Genomic DNA, 25241 nt, shown 5'->3' with positions numbered 1-25241 from the left:
GGTCAATCACAGATATCTGAACACTAGAGGGGACCACCCACACGTCCGCGGCCGTATAGAACACACGACCGCCTGACGGGGGTGGGATCAGCTGCCGAAGCCGCCGGAACCACCGGGATTCCCGGAACCGAAACCACCGCCGGAGGACCCGGAGCCGAATCCGCCGGAGCCACCGGTTCCCCCTGATCCAAAGCCACCGGAGCCGAAACCGCCACCGGAGGCTCCCGGGGCAGCGCCGTCTCCGGAACCACCGGAGCCGAAACCTCCGCCGGAGCCGAACCCCCCGGCCGATGTCCCGGGGGCAAAACCGTCGGTGGCCGGGCCTGTCGCACGCGGGCCACTGTCCGCCGGGATGACCCCGCCGACGGACGGCGGGGTGGCCTCTGCAGGCTTCTCCAGCTGTCGGGACAGCTCCTCAGCCAGGTCGGGGGCCTTGTGCATGATGCTGTCGACCAAGTTCTTTCCACCGTTCTCCAGGGGGTGCCGGGCCAGCACCACGAGATCCATGGCCGTGGGGTCGGTCGGGTCGGCGGCGAGGAACCAGGTGTCCTGCACCGCGGTGGGGAGCTTGGCGTGTCCCTTGAGCTGCTTGCCCTCACCGCTGATGGAGGGTGCCTGCTGGACCACGGCGACGGGTTCCGCGAAGGGGTTGAGCTGGAAGCTCCTGACCTTCACCGAGTACACGTCCGCGTTGAAGCTCTTCCCGTTGTTGTGTATCTGCTGCTGGCCGACGACCGTGGGATCGATCTCCGGCCGGGTCTGTCCGGCGAAGCGGATGAGCCCGTCGTCGATGGTCACCGGCATGCGGACGTAGCCCATGTTGTCCTTCGGGATGCGGGCGGTGTGGTACCGGACCGCGTAAAGGAATAACAGGGGAATGAACAGGGCAAGCGCGAGCGCGATGACGAAGGCGATCGCGAAGGTCGCCTTGTCGATCGGCACGGAGAGCTCGCCCTCGGTCGGCACGTCCGCGACCGTCTCGTTCGCCCCCTCGAGATTGGCCATGGCGACCGGGAGGGTGCCGGTGACGAAGCCGTCGCGCAGCTCGGTGGTGCTCAGTTCGATCGGCAGGACGGCATGTTCGTCCCGTTCCAGGACGAGAGCATTATCGACGCTGTCGTGGGCGCTGGCCACCGCGATGTCGGAGAGCCCGTCGGGGATGGTGGCCGCATTGATGTGGCTGTCGGCCGGGATCCAGACCCGACCCGGCCCGGTGACGGGCACGTCGACCGCAACGGTCTCCGCCTCCGCCCGGAAGCGGATGTCGCCCGGCAGCTGCGGCATGTCCCGCTGGGTGACCGTCATCTGCGTGGTGTTGAGGATGGGGCTCAGTCGGGTGCCGGGGTTGACGCCGTCGCCGCGGGTGGTGACGGTGGTACGCGCCTGCAGGCTGCCCAGGGCGGGGAACTGCCCGATGGCGTCGAGCGGCACCCGCAGCTCGCCACGGGAGATGTCGGCACTCTCGGCGAGGACGATGTCACCCGCTGCGGTGCCGCTGAACATCAGGTCCACGACGCCTTCGCCCTCGAGGGGGCGGACGTTACCGTCACGGTCGACGAGACGCAGGTACAGGGAGTCGTCGTCCCGCAGGTTGAGTCCCTCAGCCGAGTCGTCCCCGGAGACAAACTCCACCTGCAGGTCGGGCTGGATCTCCACGGAGTTGAACACCCGGCCGTCGGCCGCGGACTCGTCGAACCCCTGGAACTGCAGCGCCCAGGTTCCGGCCCAGGAGCCGCCGTCGGTCAGAGCGAGTGTGCCGTCGGCCTTCTGCACCGGGTCCGTGGTGGCGGCCCAGGTCACCTCACCGGAGTGGAGTTCGCCGGAACCGGTGTCCCGGAGTGGAATGGACTCCCCGTCGGGTGCGGTGAGAACGAGGTGTGCGTCCGGGCCCAGGTCGTCCTTGGCGATGGCGGTGAAGCGCACCGTCGAGATCGAGTCGTCGAGCACGAAGTGAAAGGGATCCCCCGCGCGGGTCTCCCCACTGGCCTCTCCGCCCGTCGCCAGCGCCTCGCGGAAGGCGGCGAACAACCCACCGACGTTGTCGGCGGTGAAGAAGGCGCCGTTCGGCGGGAGATCACCGCAAGCGCTGCCGGTGCCCTCCGTGATCCCTTGGAAGAGGGAGAAGTCGGAGGGGTTGTGCGGCGCGGACAGGCCGATGCCGATGTTGGTGATGTTGGCGCCGCGCAGTCGGTCTGTCACGCCACCGGGCGTACACAGGGCCGCCTCTGCGGCGTCCGCACCCTCGGCTGCGGTGAGCGCACCGTCGGTGAAGGTCACCACCATGCGGCACGGGTCCTCCGCACCGGAGCGGGAGAAGTCCTGGTAGGCACCCTCGAGGGCGGAGGCGTAGTTGGTGTACTGCTCGTCGGTACGATCCGCGAACGCGGCGATGAGGTCCTTTGCCTCGCCGGCGGAGTCCTGGTCGAGGACGAGCCAGTCACCGTAATTGTCGGGGTCGGTGGCCCCGGACTTGTACTCCTGGCCGAAACCGGCGACCCGGACGCGGGTCTCCAGGTTGTCGTCCCGCTGCTTGGCCACCAGCTCGTCGATGAAGCTCTGGGCCGCGGGCACGCGGTGGCCTTCGGCGTCGGCACCGGGGACATCGGGGTTGACCGCTCCGTCCCGGGCCTCGTGGACGAGACTCTCGGTCTCGTCGATCATGATGATGACGTCGAGGGCACCACGATCGGCGATACAGGCACCGACCCGGTTGAGGCTTCCGGACCCCGGCACGTCCTGCGCGAGTGCCGCCGGCGCGGCGAGCGCCCCGACCATTCCGGTCAGAGCGCCGAGAGCTGCCACCCGCTGTGCAAACCTGTTCACCACTTGCTCACCCACAATGCAATGCTGACGGCCGACCAGATGATCGCGCCGCAGAGAACGGCGTAAGTCAGGTAGGCGACGGCCTTCTTCCAACCCACGGTGGAGAAGAACCCGGCGCCCCGGCGCTTGTTCTGCTCCCTGAAATACCAGCCCAACGCAATGACACCGACGATGCCGGCGACGAACCACGCTCCGATGGCGGTGTAACCCCATGTCCGGTCCGTCGCCACGAGGTCTCCGAGCACGAGGAACGCGTTGAGCGCCAGTCCGACGACGCCGGCCACCAGGCTCGGAACCAGGTACTGGACCGGCTGCGAGGTGGCCCGGCGGGCGCGCGGGGCCGACGGCATCGAGAAGCTCTCTCCCCCAGACGGGCCGAAAGTCTCTCCGGTCCCGGTGCCGGCAAAACCTCCCGGTGGGTTTCCGTATCCGCCACCGGAATACGGGGTAAATCCTTGCGTCATATGCAGCTCCGGCATCTCATCCAAGGTCGGACTTTGAAGTAATTCCCATGATTTTAGTAGCTGACACTCAACGGGGCGCCACGGGGATCAAAGTACGTAGAATCCGACGTTATGACTGCTTCCCTCCACGAACTCCGCACCCATATAGAAGGACAGCGCGACCGCATCTTCCGCGACCTCACCGAGATCGTCGCGTTCGACTCCGTCCACAACGAGCCCGGCCACGAGGACGACGCCGCCGGCGCCGCCGAATGGACCCGGAAGGCGCTTGTCGACGCCGGCCTCGACGTCACCACCCACGACACCGTCGACGGATCGACGGCGGTGATCGGGCGTCGGGAAGCGGCCCCCGGCATGCCCACCGTCCTCCTCTACTCCCACCACGACGTGGTTCCCGCCGGTGACCACTCCCTGTGGACCTCCCCGCCCTTCGAGCTCACCGAACGCGACGGCCGCTGGTACGGCCGCGGCGCCGCGGACTGCAAGGGCAACCTCGTCATGCACCTGGCCGTCCTGCGTGCCCTGCGCGACCTCGGCGGCACGGAGCTGGGACTCATCGTGCTCGTCGAGGGTTCCGAGGAGCGCGGCGGCGAGGGCCTCGATCACCTGCTGCAGACCCGGCCCGAGCTCTTCCGTGCCGACGTCATCCTCATCGCCGACTCCGGCAACGCCGCCGTCGGCGTGCCGACGCTGACGACGTCCCTGCGCGGCGGCGGCCAGGTGACCGTCACCGTGGACACCCTGCGCGCTCCGCTGCACTCCGGCCAGTTCGGCGGTGCCGCCCCGGATGCCGTCGCCGCCCTGGTCCGCGTCCTGGACTCCCTGCGCGACGAGTACGGCCGCACGACGATCGACGGCGTCGACTGCCTGCGGACCTGGGAGGGCGAGCCGTACAGCGCCGAGGACTTCCGCCGCGACGCCGGCATGCTCGAGGGCGCACAGATCATGGGCACCGACGAGGACGCCCCGGCCGACATGGTGTGGGCCCGCCCGGCCATCACCGTCACCGGCTTCACCTCCACCCCGGTGTCACAGGCCGTCAACGCCGTGCCCGCCACCGCGCAGGCCAAGCTCAACGTGCGCGTGCCCGCGGGCCTCGACGCCGACGACGTCATGGAGAAGTTGGTGGCACACCTTGAGGCCCACACCCCGTGGGGCGCGCACATCACCGTCGATGTGCAGGAGAAGAACCAGCCCTTTTCCACCGACCCCTCCGGCCCGGCCCTCACCGTCCTGCGGCAGTGCCTGGCCGACGCCTACGGCGCGGAGGATGCGGTGGCGCTGGGGTCCGGCGGCTCCATCCCGCTCACCCTCGCCCTGCAGGAGGCCTTCCCGGACGCCGAGATCGCGCTCTTCGGCGTGGAGGAGCCGCAGTGCACCATCCACTCCCCCGACGAGTCCGTCGACCCCACCGAGATCATCAACGTGGCCGTCGCGGAGGCCGCGTTCCTGCAGGTCTGGGGCCGGTAGCGGGTACCTGCGGGGGTAAACGGGAGGTTAATTCCAGTGAACGGGTTGCCAAGAGGGTGGCGTAGGTCATAGAGTGACACACGTGACGTACACCAACATCGCTCTTCAGCTAGTAGCCGAGGCTACGAACCCCAGTGCGGGCTAGGGACTGACTCCCCGCACCCTGGGGTAGTAGTCGTTAAGCTTTTTCGCCGCTGAAGAGTCGGTCCACTTAAAAATTCCCTTCCTTTTCGAAGACCTTTAGAGGACCGCATCATGTTCAACGCTACTTTCGCACCCGTCACCACCTCCACCTACGCTTCCGCTGACATCCAGCAGGATCCGTTCACCGCGCGTTTCGGCAACGACCACCGTCTGCCCCGCGGTATGCGCGACGAGGCCGCCGGCATGGCCTGGCCCCTGTTCATCGCCACCTACGCCCCCGCCGCCGACATCCGCATCGCCCACCTGGAGGCCACCCGTGGCCGCGGCGGCCAGCAGCACTACACCGCCGAGATGATCCGCACCTCCAAGACCGAGCAGCCGATCACCTCCACCCACGACATCACCGCCATGGGCCCGACCTCCGCCGCCTCCCACCTGCTGGCCGACGCCGGCCGCCACGTCGAGATCCTGGCCTTCCACCAGACCGAGCTCTTCGAGGCCACCATCACCTTCGTCAAGGTCGCCCACCAGAACAACGAGAACCGCACCGCCTGGGCCATGGGTTTCGGCGCCACCAACGACGCCTCCATCGCCGCCGCCCTGGCCTCCGGCGCGCAGCGCATCTACGGCTGATACATTCACGCGTCACTCCCCGTCCACGTGGCGGGGAGTTTCTCTTTGGTACGCCCTCGGGGTTCCCACGTGGATTTGCGGGCGGTGGACCATTTCCGCAGGTCAAATAGTACGACGAATAAAATCCGCGTGGGAACACCGTGGGAACACCGAGGCGACACCGCACCCCACCCCATTAATGTCCGAAGGTGCCCCCGTGACCAGTGCAACAGGGCCATATATACAGCCTTCAGTTAGACTGTCTTATCGTTGGCCGCGCCGCCTATCGACGCCGCCTCAATCATGGGTGTTTCTCAGTGCCGCTGGGGGCAGCACGCACGTTGGCGACGACAACCACGGACGCGCGGTCTGCGTTCGACCTGACTGACCTGTCCGCCTCAAAGCGAAGGGGAACACCGCAGACGTGCTGTTACTTCTGGCTGCCCTGACCATCGCCGCGTTGGTCGCACCTGTCCTCATCCGCGCCATGGGTCGCTCCGCCTTCGGGCTGTTGGCCATCGTGCCGGCCGTGGGCTTCTTCTGGGTACTCAACCTGTTCCTGTCAGGGACGTTCGCCGACGGCGGCTCCCTGCTCTTCGTCATGGAATGGATGCCGGCCGCACACCTCAACCTGGAATTCCGGATGGACTCCCTCGCGGGACTGTTCAGCCTGATCATCCTGGGTGTGGGTGCCCTGGTCCTGTTCTACTGCTGGGGTTATTTCGACTCCAACCCACGCCGCCTGTCGATCTTCGGCGCCCAGATGGTGGCCTTCGCCATGGCCATGTTCGGCCTGGTGACCTCCGACAACTTCCTCCTGATGTACATCTTCTGGGAGATCACGTCGGTGCTGTCGTTCCTGCTGGTGGGTTACTACGGTGAGCGTGCGTCGTCCCGCCGTTCCGCCGGGCAGGCCCTCATGGTCACCACGCTCGGCGGCCTGGCCATGCTGGTCGGCATCATCCTGCTGGGCCGGCAGACGGGTATCTGGCGTCTGTCGGAGATCGCGCCGTTCGACGGGATCGCGCAGACCCCGCACATCACGGCGGCGATCGTGCTCATCCTGGCGGGTGCGCTGACCAAGTCGGCGATCGCCCCGGGCCACTTCTGGCTCCCCGGCGCGATGGCCGCCCCGACCCCGGTGTCGGCGTACCTGCACTCCGCGGCGATGGTGAAGGCGGGCATCTACCTCGTCGCCCGCCTCGCCCCCGACTTCAACGTGGTCACCACCTGGCACCTGGTGGTCATTCCGCTGGGTCTGTTCACCATGCTCATGGCCGGTTGGATGGCGCTGCGCCAGAAGGACCTCAAGCTGGTCCTGGCGTACGGCACGGTTTCGCAGCTGGGCTTCATCACCTCGGTGGTGGCGGTCGGTTCGCGGGAGGCGATGCTCGCCGGCCTGGCCTTGACGTTCGCGCACTCCCTGTTCAAGGCGACCCTGTTCATGATCGTCGGTGCCATCGACCACACCACCGGTACCCGTGACCTGCGGGAGCTGTCGGGACTGGGCCGGAAGCAGCCCTTCGTCACGGCGCTGGCGATGATCTCGGCGCTGTCGATGGCGGGCATGCCCCCGTTGTTCGGCTTCGTGGCCAAGGAGTCCGTCCTCGAGGCGGTCATGCACGAGGACCTGCTCGTCGGTATGCCGCGCAACCTCATGCTGGTGGCCATCGTCGTCGGTTCCGCGCTGACGATGGCGTACTCGCTGCGCTTCCTCTACGGGGCGTTCGCGACGAAGCCGGCGGACCACGAGTCCGGCGGCGGCACCTCCGAGGCGGTGGCCAAGATGCACTCGATCGGCCCGCGCCTGTGGATCGCCCCGCTCATCCTCACCGCCTGCACCGTCGGGTTCGGCGTGTACCCGCTGCCGCTGTCGAACGCGATCACCACGCACCTGGACAACGTCCTGCCGCTGGCCCCGGGCGAGGAGAGCATCTACCTGGCCCTGTGGCACGGCTTCACCATCCCGCTGCTGCTGTCGATCGTCATCATCGTCGGTGGTGTGGCCCTGCACTGGCAGCGCGACATCATCGCCAAGGCGCAGTTCGAGGAGCCCGCCCTGGGTTCCGCGGACGCCGCCTACGACTCGGTGCTGGACTACCTGCGCACCATCTCGCTGCGCCTGACCGCCTCCACCCAGCGTGGTTCACTGGCGGTCAACCTGGGCATCATCTTCTCGGTGCTCATCGCGCTGCCGATGGTGGTGCTGGTCCTCGGCGACCGGCCGGATGTGCGCATGGTGCTGTGGGATTCGCCGTGGCAGGCGCTGGCGTCGGCGATCATCATCGTCGCGGCCATCACCGCCACCCGCATGGACAACCGTCTGTCGGGAGTCATCCTCGTCGGTGTCACCGGCTACGCCCTGGCGGTCATCTTCGCGCTGCAGGGTGCGCCGGATCTGGCGCTGACGCAGACGCTGGTGGAGACCGTCCTCATGGTCATCTTCATGCTGGTGCTGCGCAAGCTGCCCACCAGCACGGAGTGGTCGCCGGGGGCGAAGGCCAACCGCATCCGCGCCTGGCTGTCCATCGCGGTGGGCCTGTCGGTGACGGTGGTGACGATGTTCGCCATCAACGCCCGCTCCCAGGTGCCCATCGCCACGTTCATCCCGGATCTGGCGCAGGACATCGGCCACGGCGCCAACGCGGTCAACGTGCTGCTCGTCGACCTGCGTGCGTGGGACACCTTCGGTGAGGTCTCGGTGCTGGTCATCGCGGCCACGGGTGTCGCCTCGCTCATCTACCGCACCCGCTCGTTCAACCGTTCCTCGCGTCGCCCGACGCTGACGGTCACCGGCCGTCGTTGGCTGGCCGCGGGTGTGGAGACCGAGCGCGCCCAGAATCGTTCCCTCATGGTGGACGTGGCCACGCGCATCCTCTTCCCGTCGATGATCGCGCTGTCCCTGTACTTCTTCTTCGCGGGCCACAACGCCCCGGGTGGTGGTTTCGCGGGCGGTCTCGTCGCCGCGCTGGCCTTCACCCTGCGCTACGTCGCGGGTGGTCGCGCGGAGCTCGAGGAGGCGCTGCCGGTGGACGCCGGTCGTATCCTCGGCACAGGCCTGATCCTCTCCGCGGCCGCGGCGATCTGGCCGATGTTCCTCGGCCACCCGCCGCTGACGTCCTGGTACGACTCGGTGGACCTGCCGCTCATCGGCAACATGTCCCTGCCGTCGGCCCTGCTTTTCGACGCCGGCGTCTACCTCATCGTCGTCGGACTCATGATGCACATCCTCTCCTCCCTGGGCGGTCAGCTCGACCAGGAGGAGGAGATGCGCAAACAGCGCGCCCGCGACCGGGCACGGTCGATGGCGCGGGCGGCGGAGCGTCGCAAAGCAATGAGCACCACCGGCACCACCGGCACCACCGGCACGGAAGGAGACAAGTAGATGGTCGCGAACCTCTTCCTGCTGCTCGCGGCGGGCACCCTCATCTCCGCGGGCGTGTACCTCGTGCTCGACCGCGCGATGACCAAGATGATGCTCGGCCTCATGCTCATCGGCAACGGCGCCAACCTGCTCATCCTGCAGGCGGGCGGCTCGGCCGGTGCGCCGCCGATCATGGGGCGCAAGTCCCTGGTCCACGAGGATGCGAACGTGGCGGATCCGCTCGCGCAGGCGATGATCCTCACGGCGATCGTCATCGCGATGGCGTTAACGGCGTTCATCCTCACCCTGGCGTACCGCCAGTACCGTTACCGCACCGCGGACGTCATCGAGGATGACCTCGAGGATGCCGCCATCGCGGCGCGCCCCGCCACGGCGAGCGCCGCACCCGACCACGACGCGTCCGATGATCCGGACACCGGTCGCGTCACGTCCGAGGGCGATGCCTTCGGCCCGAAGTCCTTCGAAGCTCCGGTGAAGGGAGAGGTTGATGACTGAGACGATCACCCCCTTCGTTGACGCACTGCTGCCGTACATGCCGTTCCTCATTCCGCTGCCGGTGATCCTGCCGGCGGCGGCGGCGGCCCTGGCGCTGCTGGCGGGTCGGCACCCGCACATCCAGCGCACCATCGCCCTGGGCACCCTGCTCGTCCTCATCGGCCTGACCGCCTCGATGGTCATGGTCGTGGACCTGGAGGGCATCCAGACGGTGCAGCTCGGCGGCTGGGACGCCCCGATCGGCATAACGCTGGTCGCGGACCGCCTGTCGGCGGTGATGCTCACCGTCTCCTCCGTCGTCCTGTTCTGCGTCATGTGGTATGCGATCAGCCAGGGTATCCGCGACGGTGGCAAGGACGAGCCCGTCGCCGTGTTCCTGCCCACCTACATGCTGCTGAGCATGGGCGTGAACATGTCCTTCCTGGCCGGCGACCTGTTCAACCTGTACGTCGGTTTCGAGGTCTTCCTCGTCGCCTCCTACGTGCTGCTCACCCTCGGCGCCTCGCCGTCGCGCGTGCGTGCCGGTGTCTCCTACGTCATGGTCTCGATGGTGTCGTCGATGATCTTCCTCTTCGCCCTCGCCATGGTCTACGCCGCGGTGGGCACGATGAGCCTGGCGCAGATCGGCATGCGCATGGAGGACGTGCCCAGCGGTACGCGCGCGGCGATCTTCGGCACCCTGCTCGTCGCCTTCGGCATCAAGGCCGCGGTCTTCCCGCTGGACGCCTGGCTGCCGGACTCCTACCCCACCGCCCCGTCGTTGGTCACCGCCGTGTTCGCGGGTCTGCTGACCAAGGTCGGCGTGTACTCGATCATCCGCATGCGCTCGGTGGTGTTCACCGACGGCTCGCTCGACGGCCTGCTCATGTGGGTCGGTCTGGCGACGATGATCGTGGGCATCCTCGGTGCGATGGCGCAGAACGACATCAAACGACTCCTGTCGTTCACCCTGGTCAGCCACATCGGCTACATGATCTTCGGCATCGCACTGGGCTCCGCCCAGGGCCTGTCCGGGGCGATCTTCTACGCCGTGCACCACATTCTCGTGCAGACCGCGCTGTTCCTCGTCGTCGGCCTCATCGAGCGGCAGGCAGGCACCTCCTCGCTGCGTCGCCTCGGGTCGCTGGCGTACACGGCCCCGGTCATCGCGATCCTCTACCTCATCCCGGCGCTCAACCTGGGCGGCATCCCGCCGTTCTCCGGGTTCCTGGGCAAGATCATCCTCATCGAGGCCAGCGCGAACGTCGGCGGGTTCATGGCGTGGCTGCTCATCGGCGGTGCCGTGGTCACCTCGCTGCTCACCCTCTACGTCATGGTGCTCGTGTGGTCGAAGGGCTTCTGGCGCGACCGTAAGGACGCCCCGGAGGGCAACGTCGCCATGGCCCGTCCGGCCCCGCTGGCGGACATCACCGACGAGGTCGAGTTCGTCGAGCGTGACGACGTCGGCCGCATGCCCGTCGGCATGGTCGCCTCCACCGCCACCCTCATCGCCGCCTCCCTGGCCGTGACCGTCCTCGCCGGCCCCATCGCCGGCGTCACGGGACGCGCCGCGGAGAGCGCGCAGGACGTCACCATCTACCGCTCGGCCGTCCTGGGCACCACCGCGGACAACCCGGGCCGTACCCTCGACCAGCAGCGTCTCGACGACGGCTCCGACACCCTGCGCAACCGTGACCACATGCTCCCCGAGCCGCAGCCCGCGGTCGAAACCGCCCCCGAGGAGGTCCAGCCGTGATCGCCGGAATCCGCCGCCGCTTCCGCCCCTGGTTCATCGTGTGGATCACTCTCATGTGGTGCCTGCTCATGGGCGAGTTCACCTGGGCGAACATCATCTCGGGCCTGCTCGTCGGCTCGCTCATCGTCTTCGGTCTGCCCCTGCCGGCGATGCCCATCGCCGGTCTGAGCGTCAACTGGTGGCTGCTGTTCCTCCACATGCTCGGCTGGTTCAAGGACCTGGCCGTGGCGTCGGTGAAGGTCGCCTGGCTGTCGCTGCGCCCGGCGGCGCCACCGCAGTCGGCGATCGTCAAGGTGCCGATGCGCGTGTCCAACGAGCTGGTCCTGTCGTTCGCCACGGTGCTGTACAACCTGCAGCCGGGTGGTTCGGTCAGTGACATCGACATCGCCAACCGCATGTGGACGGTGCACCTCCTCGACGCCGGCAGCGAGGCCGCCCTGGCCCGGGAGATCGAGACCATCCAGACCCTGGAACGCCGCATGATCCGCATCTTCGAGAGGAGCTGACCGTGAACCCCGAGCTCTACACCACCTTCCTGCTCATCCCGGCGGCGTTCTTCGCCGTGTCCTTCGTCATCATGACGTGGCGGATCGTCGTCGGGCCGAACTCCATGGACCGGATGCTGGGCCTGGACGGTTTCGTCGCGATGCTCCAGTGCGCCCTGGCCACCTACATCTGCTGGACGCTGGACACCACCGTCGCCAATGCGATGCTCGTCATCGCGATGCTGGCCTTCATCGCCTCGGTGTCCGTCGCCCGCTTCCGCAAGAGGGACGGCAGCTAATGACCTACACACTGTTCGCGGACGTCACGTCCCTCATCCTCATCATCGTCGGCGCGTTCCTGGTGTTCTCCGCGGCGGTCGGCGTCGTCCGCTTCCCGGACACGATGTCGCGCATTCACGCGATCACGAAGCCGCAGACCACCGGCCTCATCCTCACGATCCTCGGTGCCCTGCTCAAGGTCACCGGCGACCCGGAGTTCGGGGTCGCGGAGCGCGGCGATCTCGGCGTGCTCATTCTCCTGGTGATTTTCGCCGCCATGACCTCCCCGGTCACCGCGCAGCGTCTCGGCCGCGTGTCCCGTCGCGAAGGGCTCTATGGTGTGCGGGAGGATATGTCGCGTAACGACGCCCCCGCCGACCGCTCCATCCGCAGACGATAGGACACCATCCCGCACCGCCCCGCCCCACTGCTCGGCGCACCCGTACTCATCTCCGTGCTGCTGTGGCTGGGCGCGTGGATGGCCCGCAAGGAGACCTACGTCGTCGGGGGGTTGGACCTGGGCCTCCACGTGCCCACCGACCTGCAGGTCTACCTGCTGGCGGGCCGCCGCCTCAACGAGGGCGGGCTGCTGTACGACGCCCCGCTCCTCGGCGAGCTCCCCTTCACCTACCCGCCGTTCGCCGCGGGTGTGTTCCGCTGGCTGGCCACGCTCACCCCGGATCTGGCGACGATCATCTGGCAGGCCGCGAACCTGCTGGCACTCGTCGCCGTCATCCTCCTGTGCTTCTCCGAACGCCGTCGCCCCGTCGCGTTCCTCGCGGTCCTGCTGGCGGTGGCCTTCCTGGCCACGGAGCCCGTCCGCGGCTCCTTCTACTACGGCCAGATCAACCTCATCCTCATGCTGCTCGTGGCCGTCGATGTCCTGCCGCGGCACCACCGCTTGGCGGGCGTCGGCATCGGCATCGCCGCCGGGCTGAAGCTCACCCCGGCGTTCTTCGTCATCATCTTCCTCGTGCAGCGCCGCTTCCGGGCCGCGGCCGTGGCCGCCGGCACGTTCCTGGCCACCGTCGTCGCCGGGTTCTTCATCGTCCCCGACGCCGGGGCCTTCTGGCGCGAGGCGATGCTCAATTCCGAGCGCGTCGGCGTCCACGAGAATCCCGGCGCGCAGTCGATCAAGTCACTGCTGGTGCGCAACGCGGGCACCGACTCCACGCTCCTGTGGCTGCTGCTCGCCCTGCTGGTCACGGCCCTGACGGCCGCCGCCGCGTGGCTGGCGCTGCGCCGCGGCAACCGCACCCTCGCCCTGGCGCTCACGGGCATCGGCGCATGCCTGGTCTCCCCGTTCTCGTGGTTCCACCACTGGGTGTGGATCGTTCCGCTCACCGTCGCCGTCATCGCCGGCATCGCCTCGCGTATCGACGCCCGCGGCTTCCTCGCCGCCCAGCTCGGCGCCCTGTTCACCGTGGCGGTGGTGTTCGTCATACTGCTGCCCTACGTCTCCGGCGTGCTGTGGCCGCAGATGGCCTACCCCGGCCCGTGGTTCCTCGAGGTCAACGTCGCCTGGCAGCTGGCCTTCACCGGCTACGGACTGCTCTTCCTCCTGGGCTGGACGGCCTGGGCGGGGTGGGACCGGTACCGGTCACTCACTGCGGATGCGCGGTGAGGAACCCGTCGATCGCGGCGACGAAACCGGCGGGATCCCGGTCGTAGGTGACGTCGATAAGCAGGGTCGGCATGGCGACGTCGAGGTTCTCGGCCTGCGCGAGGGAATCGAGCACCTCCTGCTTGCGGCGGAAGAGGAACCCGGGGAGCAGCTTCACGGCGCGGCGCGTGGGCGCGGTGTCAGGCAGATCGGCGAGCACGAGGTGGCTGACGCGCTGCGGCTGCGAGCGGGCCAGGGCCAGCGCGGCCAGGGCGCCGGTGCCGTGGCCGACGAGGACCACCTTCCGCAACTCCTGCTTGTCGAGGTAGCTCTCGAGGCTGCCCGCCACGGGGTTGGGCAGCCAGGGCTTCCACCCGGCGGGGAAGGCGCGGATGACGTCGGTCCACGTGTCCGGCATGCGGCCGGCCGTGGGGACGAGGACGAGATCAGTCACGGGGCACCATCTCCTCCATCTCCGCGCAGGTGGCGTCGATGACGCCGAGCCAGCTGCCGGTCTTCTCGTGGATGCGGCGCTGCCGCTGGTACCCGGCACCGCGCTCGAGGATCTCGGGGATGAGGCTGAGCTCGTGGAGGCAGCCGAGCTCCTCGGCGAGGGGGGCGAGCTCGTCGACGAGATCGGTGAGCTCCTGGGTGACCCAGCGCTCGTCGGTGGCGCGGCTGGTGATCACCAGGGCGTCCATGCCGTAGCGGGCGGCCCGCCACTTGTTCTCCGCGACGTGCCAGGGCTGCAGGATCGGCAGCTCCTCCCCGCGGTCGATCATGCGGTCGTAGTGGACGACGAGGCAGTGCGTCAGCGCCACGACGGCGGCCAGTTCCCGCAGGTTGGAGGTGGAGTCGGAGACGCGGACCTCCACGGTCCCCCACTTCGGGGCCGGGCGGATGTCGAAGTGCATCGACCCGGTGTGGTTGATGACGCCGGAGATCCCCTGGTCGTGCATGTAGGACTCCCACTCCGCCCAGGTGGTGAACTGGTACGGCAGTCCCGCGGTGGGCAGCTGCTGGTAGAGCATGGTGCGGTTGGAGGCGTAACCGGTGTCGATGCCGTCCCACCCCGGCGAGGACGCCGTCAGCGCCAGCAGGTGCGGGTACTTCGTCATGAGCGCGTTGATGATCGGCCACACGCGGTCCTCGTGCGAGATGCCGACGTGCACGTGGATGCCCCAGATGAGCATCTGCGAACCCCAGTAACGGGTGCGGTTGATGATCTCCGCGTAGGACATCTTCGCGCTCACCGGGTTCTTCCGCCAGTCCGAGAACGGGTGCGACCCCGACGCCCACACCTTGAGACCCAGCTGCTCCGCCGCGTCGCGCACCACGTTGAGGTCGTGCGCCAGCTCGGCGACGGCCTGCGGCACCGTGTCATGCACTCCGGTGACCAGCTCGACGGTGTTCTGCAGGAACTCCTTCTCCAGGTGCACCTCGGGGTTGTCGCGCTGGACGATGTCGATGACCTCCTCCGCCTTCGGCGCCAGGTCACGCGTCACCGGGTCGACGAGCGCGACCTCCCACTCCACGCCGAGCGTCGGCCGCGGCGAACGGCGGAAGGGGATCGGTTCGACGGCCATTACAGGGCCACCTGGTTCACCAGCACCAACGTCAGATCGTTGCGGCCGTCGGTGTTCTCCGGGAGGAAGCTCTCGTACTCGCGGGCCACGCCCCCGACGCGCTCCGCCAGCTCGCGGGCCCGCTGCTCCGCCTCGGCGTTACCGGGCTGGAAGAAGACGGTGTTCTCCGGGAGGATGTGGTCCGCCAGGTTGCCCACCTCACCGACCTCGTAGCCGTCCGCGCGCATGCGGTCGGCGACATCGGCGGCCAGGTTCGGCACCGTGGAGTTGTTGATGACGTTGAGGCGGGACGGCTCGTCCGCGGGGGCGGGCGCCGGAGCCGGAGCGGGGGCCTCGGTGGTCTCCTCCTCGGTGGCGTCGGTGGCGTCGGTGGCGTCGGCCTCCTCCTCGGTCGTGGTCTCCTCCGGCGCCTCCTCGGTGGTCTCCTCGGCGGGGGCGGTCGGCTGCTCGGCCCGCGTCTCGACGACCTCCGTGGTCGTGGCCGGGGCCGCCTGGTCACCGTCGGAATCGGTGTTCTGCGTGGCGGCGTAGAGGCCCCACATCACCAGCAGCACGGCGACGGCGATGAGCACCATCGCCAGGCCGCGCAGCGGCAGACCGGAACCGGCACCGGCGGCGGTGCTGGTGGATTCTGCGGACTCTGACTGATTCTCCGGATTCACATGCGTCACAGGAGTCAGTCTAAATCATCGCGGGCCGCGCGTTCCGCGCGCTCCCCGGCCCGTCGGTCCCGGATACGCCGCAGACGGCCGAGCAGGACGGGATGGGCGGACATGGCGGCGGGGACGTCGATAAGCAGATTGAGGCGCTGATAGTAGCGGACCGGGCTCATCCCCAGCTCGGCGCGGATGAGTTCCTCCTTCGCTCCCGCCGAGCGGGGCGCGCGTTCCTCGAAGGCGAGGAGGCGGGCATCGGATTCACTCAGGCCGGACATGCCTAAACTGTATGCCATGACGATCCGCCCGATTGTGATCCACGGCGACCCCGTGCTGCACAACCCCACCACGCCCGTTGACCCCGCCGACATCGGGAGCGAGGAGATCCAGACCCTCATCGCCGACATGTACGAGACCATGGATGTCGCCAACGGTGTCGGTCTCGCCGCGAACCAGATCGGCGTCGGCAAGCGACTGTTCGTGTACGACTGCCCCGACGACGAGGGCGTGCAGCACACGGGATGCGTGATCAACCCCGTGCTCGAGACCTCCGAGATCCCCGAGACCATGCCGGCCGATGACGGCTCCGAGGACGAGGGCTGCCTCTCCGTCCCCGGTGAGGGCTGGCCCACCGGCCGCGCCCCCTGGGCCAAGGTCACGGGCCTCGACGCCGACGGCAACGAGATCGAGGTGGAGGGCACCGGCTTCTTCGCCCGCTGCCTCCAGCATGAGGTCGGCCACCTCGACGGCTTCCTCTACACCGACGTCCTCATCGGCCGCTACAAGCGCCAGGCCAAGAAGACCATCAAGGCCAACGGGTGGACCGAACCCGGCCTGACCTGGATGCCGGGCGAGGACGAGGACCCCTTCGGGCACTAGATGGGTATCTTCCGCTCCGACGAGGTGGCGGTCGGCGACCGCGTGGTCGTGCGCCGCCTCCTCCCCGACACCCCCGGGCACCTCTCCGACATCATCGGGCACGTGGTCTCGGTGTCGCCGCTGGTGCTGCGCCCGCAGTCCGTCGGCGGCTTCGTCTCCTCGGCCGAGCCGATCGAGGTGCCGGACGAGCTGGTCAAGGTGGTGAAGAAACTCTCCCCGCGCCGGATCCGCAACTCCGACATCCGCGCCGTGGAGACCGCCACCGCCAAGGCCTTCCCCGGCATCGAACACACGTGGACGCGCGACGGCCAGTGGCTCATGCGCGCCGGCGACGGCATCACGGAGCGCTCCAACTCCGCCGCCCCCCTGGGCCGTTCCGCCGGTTTCGGGCAGGTGCCGCTCGAGGAGATCCGGGCCTTCTACGAGCGCCACAATCTGCCGGTGAAGGTGCTCATCCCGGAGCGCATCGGCGCGCCCGCGGAGAAGCTCGTCGAGTCCGGCGGCTGGGAGCTGGGCCCGGAGATCATCGTCATGACGCGCGAGCTGACCGCCCTCGACCTCCCCGCGGCCGAGTACACCTTCCGCATCGACGACCAACCCGACGACGACTGGCTCGCCCTCTACCACTTCCGCGGCCAGCCGCTGCCGGTCCACGCGCTGCGCCTGCTGCAGGACCAGATCGACGGCGAGATGGGCTTCGGCCGCCTCCTCGCACCCGCCGGGGAGACCGTCGCGATCACCCGGGGTACGCTCACGTCCTCGGAGGATGGTCGCGTGTGGCTCGGGTACTCGGCCGTCGAGGTGGCGGAAGCTTATCGACGTCGCGGCCTCGGCACCCGACTCGGTGCCGAGATGCTCGCCTGGGGCGCCTCCCGCGGCGCCACCGACGCGTACCTGCAGGTCATCGCCTCCAACAAGGCGGGCCGGGCGCTGTACACGAAGCTGGGGTTCATCGAGCACCACCGGCACCGCTACGCGCGACGGGAGTCCTGAGACCACTCCCCTCGGCGTCGGCGTTTCCCGGTCGACGGATCACCCGCGCAGGCCTACACTGTGACGTGGACCACTTAATACCCGTTACGTCACACACAACGGCCAGGAGTACCCATGTCCATGCAGTTCAGCATCAACATCTCCTTTCCCGGGAACGCCGCGGAGGCGTTCCGCCACTACGAGTCCATCTTCGGCGGGGAGCTCGAGCTTCTCACCTACGGCGACACCCCCATGGAGGGCCTGCCCTTCGACCCGCCGCGGGACGCCGTAGCCTACGCCACCCTCAATTCCGACACCGTGAGCATCGCCGGCGGCGACGCCATGGAGGACGACGCCCCCGGGCTGCGCTCCGACGTCTACTCCCTCCTCCTGCAGTTCGACTCCGTCGCCGAGGCGGAGGGCATCATCAACCGCTTCATCACCGGTGGTGCGGAGGTGGAGATGCCCTTCGAACAGGCCCCGTAGGGTGACCACTACGGCCAGGTCCGCGACCAGTTCGGCGTGCTGTGGATGTTCAACGCCACCGAGGCCTGACCTGCCCCTGACCCGCAGGTAGTGTGTACTTCATGCGGATCGTCTCCTGGAACGTCAATTCCGTGCGCACGCGTGCGGAGCGCGTCGTCGCCTTCCTCCAACGCCACGACGTGGACGTCCTGGCGATCCAGGAGACGAAGTGCACCGACGAGAAGTTCCCCTACGCCGTCTTCGAGGCCGCGGGTTACGAGGTCGCGCACGTCGGCACCAGTCAGTGGAATGGCGTGGCGATCGTGTCCCGGGTGGGTATCGCGGACGTCGAGAAGCATTTTCCGGGACAGCCGGGCTTCGACAAGGATCCGGGCGCGGAGCAGATCGTCGAGTCGCGCGCCATCGGCGCGACGTGCGGCGGGGTCCGCGTGTGGAGCCTGTACGTGCCCAACGGGCGCGAGATCGCGGACCCGCACTACGACTACAAGCTGCGCTGGCTCTACGCCCTCGCCGACCACGTGCGGGATTCCCTGCGCGCGGATCCGGGGCAGAAGGCCGTCTACCTGGGCGACTTCAACATCGCCCCGCTCGACGAGGACGTGTGGGACATCGCCTTCTTCGACGGCAAGACGCACGTGACCGAGCCGGAGCGGATCTGCTTCGACGGGCTCATCGACGCCGGGCTCACCGAGGTCACCCGCCCGCTCACCGAGGCACGCTTCACCTACTGGGACTACAAGGCCCTGCGCTTCCAGAAGGGGGAGGGCATGCGGATCGACTTCCAGCTGGCCACCCCGGCGCTGGCGAAGCAGGCGCAGGCGGCGTTCGTCGACGTCGAGGAGCGGGCCGGCACGGGCGCCTCGGATCACGCGCCGGTGGTCGTCGACTACGTGGAGAAGGCCACCTTCGACGAGGTCCGTTAAGTGACCCTCGCACTCGATCTCAGCACGTGGCAGCTCATCGGCCTCATCGTCGACTACACGATCAAGATCATCGCGATCGGCCTGGTCCCGGAGGGGCGCCGACCGAGTTCCTCGACCGCCTGGCTGCTGGCCATTCTGCTGCTGCCCTTCATCGGGCTGCCGCTGTTCCTCCTCGTGGGTTCGCCGTACATCAATCGGCGCCGCCACCGCATCCAGAGCGAGGCCAACGTCATGATCGAGGACGTCCAGTCGCACGTCCCCGACTGGCCGGAGGGCTGTGACCTGCGGCCGGAGATGCAGTCCGTCGTCAAGCTCAACCGTCGGCTGACCAACCTGCCGGCCGTCGTCGCCCACAACCGGGGCGTGTACGGCGACTACGAGGAGACGATCCTGCGGATGGCGGCCGCGGTCGACAAGGCGGAGGACCACGTCCACGTCGAGATCTACATCACCGCCTGGGACGAGACGACCGACCCCTTCTTCCGCGCCCTGGAACGCGCCGTGCAGCGCGGCGTCAAGGTCCGCTACCTCTTCGACCAGATCGGTTCCCTGAAGTACCCGGGCTATCTCAGCCTCGGCCGCCGGCTCACGAGGATCGGCGTTGACTGGCAGCTCATGCTCCCGCTCAAGCCGTGGCGCCTCCGGTTCCGCCGCCCCGATCTGCGCAACCACCGCAAACTGCTCATCATCGACGACCGCGTCGGCTTCATGGGCTCCATCAACATGATCGACCGCTCCTACCTCATGAGCGCGAACATCCGGAAGGGCCGCAAGTGGGTCGACTGCATGGTGGAGGTGACCGGCCCGGTAGTGGCGTCGATGGCCTTCCTCTTCGCCGTCGACTGGTACGCGGAGACCAACGAGCTCCTCGACATCGAGCCCCCACCGGAGCACGAGGTGCAGGACCCCTCCTGCCCCGAGCCCGGCGAGTCCGACAATATCGTCCAGCTCGTCCCCTCCGGCCCCGGTTACACGACGGAGCCGAACCTGCGGATGTTCAACTCCATCGTCCACGCCGCCAAGCACCGCCTCGTGCTGTGCTCGCCGTACTTCATCCCCGACGAGTCCCTCCTGGAGGCCGTCACCTCCGCCTGCTACCGCGGGGTCCAGGTGGATCTGCTGGTCTCCGAGCAGTCGGACCAGTTCATGGTGCACCACGCGCAGTCGTCCTACTACCAGGTGCTCCTCGAGGCCGGCGTGCGCATCCACCTCTTCCCCGCGCCGTACATCCTGCACTCGAAGTTCAACATCGCCGACCCCGGTTCGGACACGTCGATGGGCACGGTCGGTTCCTCGAACATGGACATGCGCAGCTTCGGACTCAACTACGAGGCCACGCTCATGATCGCCCGCGGTGACATTCTCGACGATCTCAATGAGCTTGCCGACGCCTACCTCGCCGTCTCCCGCCGCCTCACCCTGGAGGAGTGGAACGACCGCAGCTTCTTCCGGCGTTACGTCGACAACGTCATGAAGCTGACGTCGGCCCTGCAGTAGTGCGGGTGGCGTAGACCGCCGCGCCGAGGGCCACGAGGAAGCAGGCGGTCATGCCCAGCGCCATGGTGACGCCGGGATCATCGCCCAGGCCCATGAGCGGGCTGACCAGGCCGGCGATGCCGAACTGCGCGAAACCCATGAGTGCGGAGGCGGACCCGGCGCGCTCACGCACCAGCCCGGTGCCCAGCGCGGTGGTGTTGCCCATGACGATGGAGATCTGCGCGATGATGACGAACAGCAGCGCCATGATGAGCCACTTGTGCGGGTACAGGGCGGTGGCCGCCAGCAGCGCGAGCGTCGCCGTGACCTGCACCGTCAGCGCACCCAGCAGCAGCCTCTCGGTGCGCACCCGTCCGATGAGGCGGGCGTTGACGAGGCTGCCGCCGATGATGCCCACGCCGTTGACGGCGAACATCGTGGCGTAGCCGCGCACGGACATCCCCAGCTGCTCCTGCATGACGAACGGCGAGGCGGAGATGTAGCAGAACATCGCGGAGAAGGCCGCCGCGAAGGTCACCAGGTAGCCGCGGTAGCCCGGGCTGCCCAGCACGAAGGCGTAGTTGCCCAGCACGCCCCGCACGGTCGCCGGGCTGCGCTCCTCCGGCGGCCGGGACTCGGGAATGACAACGAGCACCACGACGACCTGCAGCGCCGCCAGCCCGGCGAGCACCCAGAACAGGCCGCGCCAGCCGATGGGTTCGGCCAGCACGCCGCCGAGCACCGGGGCGAGGATGGGGGCCACGCCCTGGATGGTCATGAGCAGGGCGAAGGCCCGCGCCGCCGCCTCCCCCACCGCCAGGTCGGGGACCACCGCGCGGGAGAGCACGATCGCCGCGCCGGAGCCCAGGCCCTGGATGAGGCGGGCGAGGATGAGCATCTCGACGGTCGGGGCCAGCGCCGCGAACACCGCCGCCGCCAGGGCGATGACGGTGCCGACGAGCATGAGCCGGTGCCGGCCGAGGGCGTCGGACAGCGGCCCGATGATGAGCTGGCCGATCGCCAGTCCGGCGAGGAAGGCGGACAGCGTGAGCTGCACCATGGGCTGGGTGGTGTCCAGATCACGGACGATGTCCGGCAGGGCCGGCAGGTACATGTCGATGGCGAAGGGCGCGGACGCGGAGAGCAGCGCCAGCGCCATGAGCAGCGGGACCGTGAGCTGCTGTCGGGCGTTCATTCCGGACACCTTAGCGCAATGGTGTCCGACCACCCTCGGTGATAGATTCAGGTGGACATCAGTTGTCTGCCACATGACGACCACATAACGGCAAGGTAACGCGACGAGGGAGTGAGGCATGACCGCGGACGCCACGCTCCCCCTCCCGCTCCCCGGCACCCAGCACTTCATCAACCCGAAACAGATCCCCGCGGAGCGGGACTTCGTCGCGCTCTCCGCCTTCGGCGCGTTCGTCCGCTGGATGGCGGTGGCCGCCGCGATCCTCATGATGTTCCTGGCGGTCTACCTCATCCTCGACGGTGCCTACGCCCTCGGGTCCCCCGCCATCGGCCGCCTCTTCGACCTGGCGACGAACCCGGTCATCGGTCTGCTCATCGGCGTCATCGCCACGTCCGCGATCCAGTCGTCGACGGCGGTGACGGCCCTGACGGTCACGGCCGTCGGCACCGGCGGCGTCTCCGTGGCGGTCGCCGTCCCCATCATCCTCGGCGCGAACGTGGGCACGACGATCACGGCGATGATCGTCTCCTTCAGCTACCTCGGCCACCGCCGCAGCTTCCGCCGCGCGTTCGCCTCCGCGTCGCTGCACACGTGGTTCAACGGTCTGTTCGTCCTGGTCGCGTTCATTCTCGAGCTGCTCTTCCAGCCGCTGTCGCGCACCGCCGGGCTCGTCTCCGACACGGTCGTCGGCGACGCGGCCACGGACACCGGCCGCGAGCTGGCGTCCTTGTTCGCCCCGCTTATCGACGCCGTCGGTGTCCAGGGTCTCCTCGGCACCGTCATGTCCGCGCGCGCCGCGGCGGTCGTGGCGATCCTCGCGGGCACGCTGCTCATCCTCGGCGCGATCCGCATCCTCAACGCCCAGCTCTCGGTGCTCACCGCCGCCACCACCCGCACGCTGCTCGAGCGTTCCTCCGGCGCGTCGGACGCCCTCGGGGTGCTCTCGGGCGCGCTGGTGACGATGGCGGTCAACGCCTCCTCGGTCACCGTCTCCTCCCTGCTGCCCTTCGCCGTCACCCGGACGCTGAAGATGCGGGAGGCCCTGTCGATCACCCTCGGCGCGAACGTCGGCACGACGCTCATGTCGCTGCTCGCCGCACTGGCGGTGCCGGGCCCGATGGGGGCCCTGGCCGTGCAGGCGGCGCTGGTGCACGTCTCCTTCAACGTCATGTCCGCGCTGCTGGTCATCATCATCCCGCCGCTGCGGGAGCTCATCATCCGCCTGGCCGAGTTCTCCGGCCGGGTCGCCGCCCGCGGTTACTCCGCAGCGGCGGCGATGATGGCCACGGCGTACTTCGTCGTGCCCGCCCTCATCATCCTCGTGTACTCGGTGGTGAGCTGACTCAGGCGTCGCGACGCTGCAGGACGACCACCCCGGCGACCCAGGCGGCGACCGCCCACACCAGGAAGTAGGCGCCCGAACCGTAGGTGTCCCACCCGATCCCCTCGAGCTGCACCCCGTTGACGAAGGCCCCCAGGTTCTCGAAGGGCAGGTAGCCGACGATGTCCGCCCCGATCTTGGGCACCAGGCGGAACACCTGCTCGAGGCCCATGAACCAGATGAGCATGAGCGCCACCGTGCCCGCCGTCTGCCGCAGCAGCAGGGCGATGCCCTGGCTGATCATCACCGTCATCGCGGCCGCCGCCGGGTAGACCCACATGATGTGCTGGGCGTCCGCGTCGTTGAACGGGTCGAAGAACTCCGCCGCCGACGCCGGGGCCAACGCACGCGCCAGGTAGAAGCCGACGACCACCACCACGAAGGTGAGCGCCGCGGCGAAGGCGGCGTAGAGCAGCAGCTTCGCCAGGGCCACGGTCCACCGGCGGGGGGTGGCCAGGAACGTCGACGACTGCACCCCGTAGCGGTACTCCGTGGTGATGAGCATGATCGCCTGGATCATGAGCACCGGGAAGCCGATGATGTACACCGTCGTGGCGATCGTCGGGGCCCACAGGGTGGGGAACCCGCCGTCCGCCTCCAGGGTGGTGGCCCCCGTCATGGCGGCCCAGCCGAGGCCGACCGCCACGAAGAGGACCGTGGTCCACCAGAACGACGCCGTCGTGCGGAGTTTGGTGAACTCCGCCGCCAGTGTGTTGAGGAACATTCTTCTCCCTAGTTCTCGCGGTCCGCCCGCGCCTGGTACTGCACCGCGCCACCGGTGGAATCCATGAACGCGTCCTCCAGGGACGCCTGCCGCATGGACAGCTCACGCAGCTGGTACCCGCCGGTGAACGCCAGGGCCCCGACCTCCTCGGTACTGCTGTCCGCGACCTCGAGGCCGTGACCGTTGACCTTGGTCACCTCGAGCCCGGCGGCGGTGAGGTGGGTGGCCAGCCCGGTCTGGTCCTCGGCGCGCACGAGCACCGTCTGCGTCGAGTGCTCGCGGATGAACTCCTCGGTCGTGGTGTCCGCCACGAGCCGGCCCCGGCCGATGACGATGAGCCGGTCGGCCGTGAGCGCCATCTCCGAGAGCAGGTGCGAGGAGATGAGGACCGTCCGGCCCTCCGCGGCGAGCGCCTTGAGCAGCCCGCGGACCCAGCGGATGCCCTCCGGGTCGAGGCCGTTGACGGGTTCGTCGAGCACGAGGATGCGGGGGTCACCGAGGAGGGCACCCGCCAGTCCCAACCGCTGCCCCATGCCGAGCGAGAACCCCCCGGCCTTCTTCTTCGCCACCCCGCTCAGCCCCACGAGGTCGAGGACCTCGTCGACCCGCGAGAGCGGCAGGCCGTTGGACTGCGCCAGCCAGCGCAGATGATTGGCGGCGGAGCGGTTGGGATGGACGGCCTTGGCGTCGAGAAGCGCACCCACCTGGGTGAGGGGGCGGGTGAACTCGCGGTAGTGGCGGCCGTCGATGAGCGCGGTGCCGGTGGTGGGGGTGTCCAGACCGACGATCATCCGCATGGTCGTCGACTTCCCCGCCCCGTTGGGGCCGAGGAATCCCGTGACGATCCCCGGCTGCACCGAGAACGTCAGGTCGTCGACTGCGCGGACCTCTCCGTACTCCTTCGTCAGCCCTTCAACGTGGATCATATGGTCCACCCTGCCACACGTGTCAGAGCGGCAACCTGCCAATCACCTGAACAAGTGCCGGGAGTGACGCCGCGAACGCGGGCATGAGCGGAAGTTGAGTCAATTCTGAGAGAGGAACCCATCTGAGCTCGACGGATTCCTCATTGGGGAACGTCTTCAGCGGCTCGCCGGTGGTCGTCCGGGCGATGACCGTGGTGTAGGTCCAGTCCCCCGCCAGCTCCGGTTGCTCCGGGTCCGCCGGGTACGGGCCGGCGGTCACCGACTCGTGGAGCACCTCGATGAGCGAGGGCTCCAGCGAGCACTCCTCCACCGCCTCCCGGAGGGCGGCCTCCTGCGTCGACTCGTGCGAGTCCCGCGCCCCGCCGGGCAGGGCCCAGGTGCCACCGTTGTTCGTCCACAGGGCGCGGTGCTGCATGAGCACGTGCGGGTCCTCGCGGCCCGCCAGGAGCATGAGTCCCGCCGCCCCGAAACGGCCCCACACCTTCGTGCCGGGGCCGGCGGCCCAACCGTTTCCGTCACCGTTCATGTCCTCGAGCGTAGCC

General features: G+C 68.4%; 25 protein-coding genes. 15 read left to right on the top strand and 10 right to left on the bottom strand.

Features of this window, described 5'->3' with window-relative positions; genetic code table 11:
* Positions 1-87 precede the first annotated feature (87 nt).
* Together B9Y70_RS05865 and B9Y70_RS12630 are read right to left on the bottom strand one after the other, a co-directional pair.
* Positions 88-2802, bottom strand: coding sequence for a vWA domain-containing protein (locus B9Y70_RS05865; protein WP_240309152.1), 2715 nt, complete (start codon positions 2800-2802; stop codon positions 88-90).
* A 17-nt stretch (positions 2803-2819) separates the two neighbouring features.
* Positions 2820-3173 (bottom strand): hypothetical protein, encoded by a 354-nt coding sequence (locus B9Y70_RS12630; protein ID WP_143337545.1) that lies wholly within the window; start codon positions 3171-3173, stop codon positions 2820-2822.
* A 225-nt stretch (positions 3174-3398) separates the two neighbouring features.
* Here B9Y70_RS12630 and B9Y70_RS05860 point away from each other — a divergent pair, with 225 nt between their 5' ends.
* The 9 genes from B9Y70_RS05860 (at position 3399) to B9Y70_RS05820 (ending at position 13516) form a co-directional block, all read left to right on the top strand.
* Positions 3399-4757 (top strand): dipeptidase, encoded by a 1359-nt coding sequence (locus B9Y70_RS05860; RefSeq protein ID WP_085549319.1) that lies wholly within the window; start codon positions 3399-3401, stop codon positions 4755-4757.
* A gap of 255 nt (positions 4758-5012) precedes the next feature.
* Positions 5013-5534, top strand: a complete 522-nt coding sequence (locus B9Y70_RS05855; RefSeq protein ID WP_085549318.1) for an acetyl-CoA acetyltransferase — start codon at positions 5013-5015, stop codon at positions 5532-5534.
* A gap of 403 nt (positions 5535-5937) precedes the next feature.
* Positions 5938-8898, top strand: coding sequence for a Na+/H+ antiporter subunit A (locus B9Y70_RS05850; RefSeq protein WP_085549317.1), 2961 nt, complete (start codon positions 5938-5940; stop codon positions 8896-8898).
* On the top strand, positions 8899-9393 hold the full coding sequence (locus B9Y70_RS05845) for a Na(+)/H(+) antiporter subunit C (protein ID WP_085549316.1): 495 nt from the start codon (positions 8899-8901) through the stop codon (positions 9391-9393).
* The gene (locus B9Y70_RS05840) at positions 9386-11128 is read left to right on the top strand and encodes a Na+/H+ antiporter subunit D (protein ID WP_205410416.1); all 1743 of its coding nucleotides are present in this window, start codon (positions 9386-9388) and stop codon (positions 11126-11128) included. Before B9Y70_RS05845 ends, B9Y70_RS05840 begins: the two co-directional genes overlap by 8 nt.
* Positions 11125-11634, top strand: a complete 510-nt coding sequence (locus B9Y70_RS05835) for a Na+/H+ antiporter subunit E (protein ID WP_085549315.1) — start codon at positions 11125-11127, stop codon at positions 11632-11634. The genes B9Y70_RS05840 and B9Y70_RS05835 overlap by 4 nt, the downstream gene beginning before the upstream one ends.
* A gap of 2 nt (positions 11635-11636) precedes the next feature.
* Positions 11637-11912 carry a monovalent cation/H+ antiporter complex subunit F gene (locus B9Y70_RS05830; protein ID WP_085549314.1) on the top strand — a complete coding sequence of 92 codons (276 nt, stop codon included), beginning with the start codon at positions 11637-11639 and terminating at the stop codon, positions 11910-11912.
* Entirely contained in the window at positions 11912-12292 is a 381-nt protein-coding gene (gene mnhG / locus B9Y70_RS05825) for a monovalent cation/H(+) antiporter subunit G (RefSeq protein ID WP_085549313.1), read from the top strand. Before B9Y70_RS05830 ends, mnhG begins: the two co-directional genes overlap by 1 nt.
* A 54-nt stretch (positions 12293-12346) precedes the next feature.
* Positions 12347-13516 carry a glycosyltransferase 87 family protein gene (locus tag B9Y70_RS05820; protein WP_143337544.1) on the top strand — a complete coding sequence of 390 codons (1170 nt, stop codon included), beginning with the start codon at positions 12347-12349 and terminating at the stop codon, positions 13514-13516.
* On the opposite strand, the gene B9Y70_RS05815 is transcribed toward B9Y70_RS05820, so the two are convergent.
* The 4 genes from B9Y70_RS05815 to B9Y70_RS05800 are packed head-to-tail and all read right to left on the bottom strand — an operon-like array spanning position 13497 to position 16033.
* Positions 13497-13949 (bottom strand): alpha/beta fold hydrolase, encoded by a 453-nt coding sequence (locus B9Y70_RS05815; protein ID WP_085549311.1) that lies wholly within the window; start codon positions 13947-13949, stop codon positions 13497-13499. The genes B9Y70_RS05820 and B9Y70_RS05815 overlap by 20 nt on opposite strands.
* A complete protein-coding gene (locus tag B9Y70_RS05810; protein WP_085549310.1) occupies positions 13942-15081 on the bottom strand; it encodes a glutamate--cysteine ligase in 1140 nt (379 codons plus the stop codon). Before B9Y70_RS05810 ends, B9Y70_RS05815 begins: the two co-directional genes overlap by 8 nt.
* Positions 15081-15752: a LytR C-terminal domain-containing protein gene (locus B9Y70_RS05805; protein WP_240309151.1), complete on the bottom strand. Its 672-nt coding sequence runs from the start codon at positions 15750-15752 to the stop codon at positions 15081-15083. Before B9Y70_RS05805 ends, B9Y70_RS05810 begins: the two co-directional genes overlap by 1 nt.
* Positions 15753-15757: 5 nt before the next feature.
* Complete coding sequence (locus B9Y70_RS05800; RefSeq protein WP_085549309.1) at positions 15758-16033, bottom strand: DUF3263 domain-containing protein; 276 nt, start codon at positions 16031-16033, stop codon at positions 15758-15760.
* On the opposite strand from B9Y70_RS05800, the gene B9Y70_RS05795 reads away from it, so the two are divergent.
* From B9Y70_RS05795 to cls, 5 genes are all read left to right on the top strand, one after another.
* Positions 16032-16616, top strand: a complete 585-nt coding sequence (locus B9Y70_RS05795) for a peptide deformylase (protein ID WP_085549308.1) — start codon at positions 16032-16034, stop codon at positions 16614-16616. The genes B9Y70_RS05800 and B9Y70_RS05795 overlap by 2 nt on opposite strands.
* Positions 16617-17609 carry an N-acetylglutamate synthase, CG3035 family gene (locus B9Y70_RS05790; protein WP_085549307.1) on the top strand — a complete coding sequence of 331 codons (993 nt, stop codon included), beginning with the start codon at positions 16617-16619 and terminating at the stop codon, positions 17607-17609.
* Between the two features lie 114 nt (positions 17610-17723).
* Positions 17724-18074, top strand: coding sequence for a VOC family protein (locus tag B9Y70_RS05785; protein ID WP_205410415.1), 351 nt, complete (start codon positions 17724-17726; stop codon positions 18072-18074).
* 101 nt (positions 18075-18175) lie between these two features.
* Positions 18176-18997 (top strand): exodeoxyribonuclease III, encoded by an 822-nt coding sequence (locus B9Y70_RS05780; protein WP_085549392.1) that lies wholly within the window; start codon positions 18176-18178, stop codon positions 18995-18997.
* Positions 18998-20494 carry a cardiolipin synthase gene (cls, locus tag B9Y70_RS05775; RefSeq protein WP_085549306.1) on the top strand — a complete coding sequence of 499 codons (1497 nt, stop codon included), beginning with the start codon at positions 18998-19000 and terminating at the stop codon, positions 20492-20494.
* On the opposite strand, the gene B9Y70_RS05770 is transcribed toward cls, so the two are convergent.
* Positions 20466-21668 carry a multidrug effflux MFS transporter gene (locus tag B9Y70_RS05770; protein ID WP_085549305.1) on the bottom strand — a complete coding sequence of 401 codons (1203 nt, stop codon included), beginning with the start codon at positions 21666-21668 and terminating at the stop codon, positions 20466-20468. The genes cls and B9Y70_RS05770 overlap by 29 nt on opposite strands.
* Positions 21669-21786: 118 nt before the next feature.
* On the opposite strand from B9Y70_RS05770, the gene B9Y70_RS05765 reads away from it, so the two are divergent.
* Positions 21787-23010: a Na/Pi symporter gene (locus B9Y70_RS05765; RefSeq protein WP_085549304.1), complete on the top strand. Its 1224-nt coding sequence runs from the start codon at positions 21787-21789 to the stop codon at positions 23008-23010.
* 1 nt (position 23011) lies between these two features.
* On the opposite strand, the gene B9Y70_RS05760 is transcribed toward B9Y70_RS05765, so the two are convergent.
* The 3 genes from B9Y70_RS05760 to B9Y70_RS05750 are packed head-to-tail and all read right to left on the bottom strand — an operon-like array spanning position 23012 to position 25225.
* A complete protein-coding gene (locus B9Y70_RS05760) occupies positions 23012-23773 on the bottom strand; it encodes a multidrug ABC transporter permease (protein WP_085549303.1) in 762 nt (253 codons plus the stop codon).
* Positions 23774-23781: 8 nt separating this feature from the next.
* On the bottom strand, positions 23782-24699 hold the full coding sequence (locus B9Y70_RS05755; RefSeq protein ID WP_085549302.1) for an ABC transporter ATP-binding protein: 918 nt from the start codon (positions 24697-24699) through the stop codon (positions 23782-23784).
* A 22-nt stretch (positions 24700-24721) separates the two neighbouring features.
* A complete protein-coding gene (locus B9Y70_RS05750; RefSeq protein ID WP_085549301.1) occupies positions 24722-25225 on the bottom strand; it encodes an NUDIX domain-containing protein in 504 nt (167 codons plus the stop codon).
* Positions 25226-25241 lie beyond the last annotated feature (16 nt).

Source organism: Corynebacterium pollutisoli, assembly GCF_900177745.1.
Classification (GTDB): Bacteria; Actinomycetota; Actinomycetes; order Mycobacteriales; family Mycobacteriaceae; genus Corynebacterium; species Corynebacterium pollutisoli.
The sequence above is the reverse complement of the archived record's forward strand: the minus strand, read 5'-3'. Positions and strand labels throughout refer to the sequence as shown.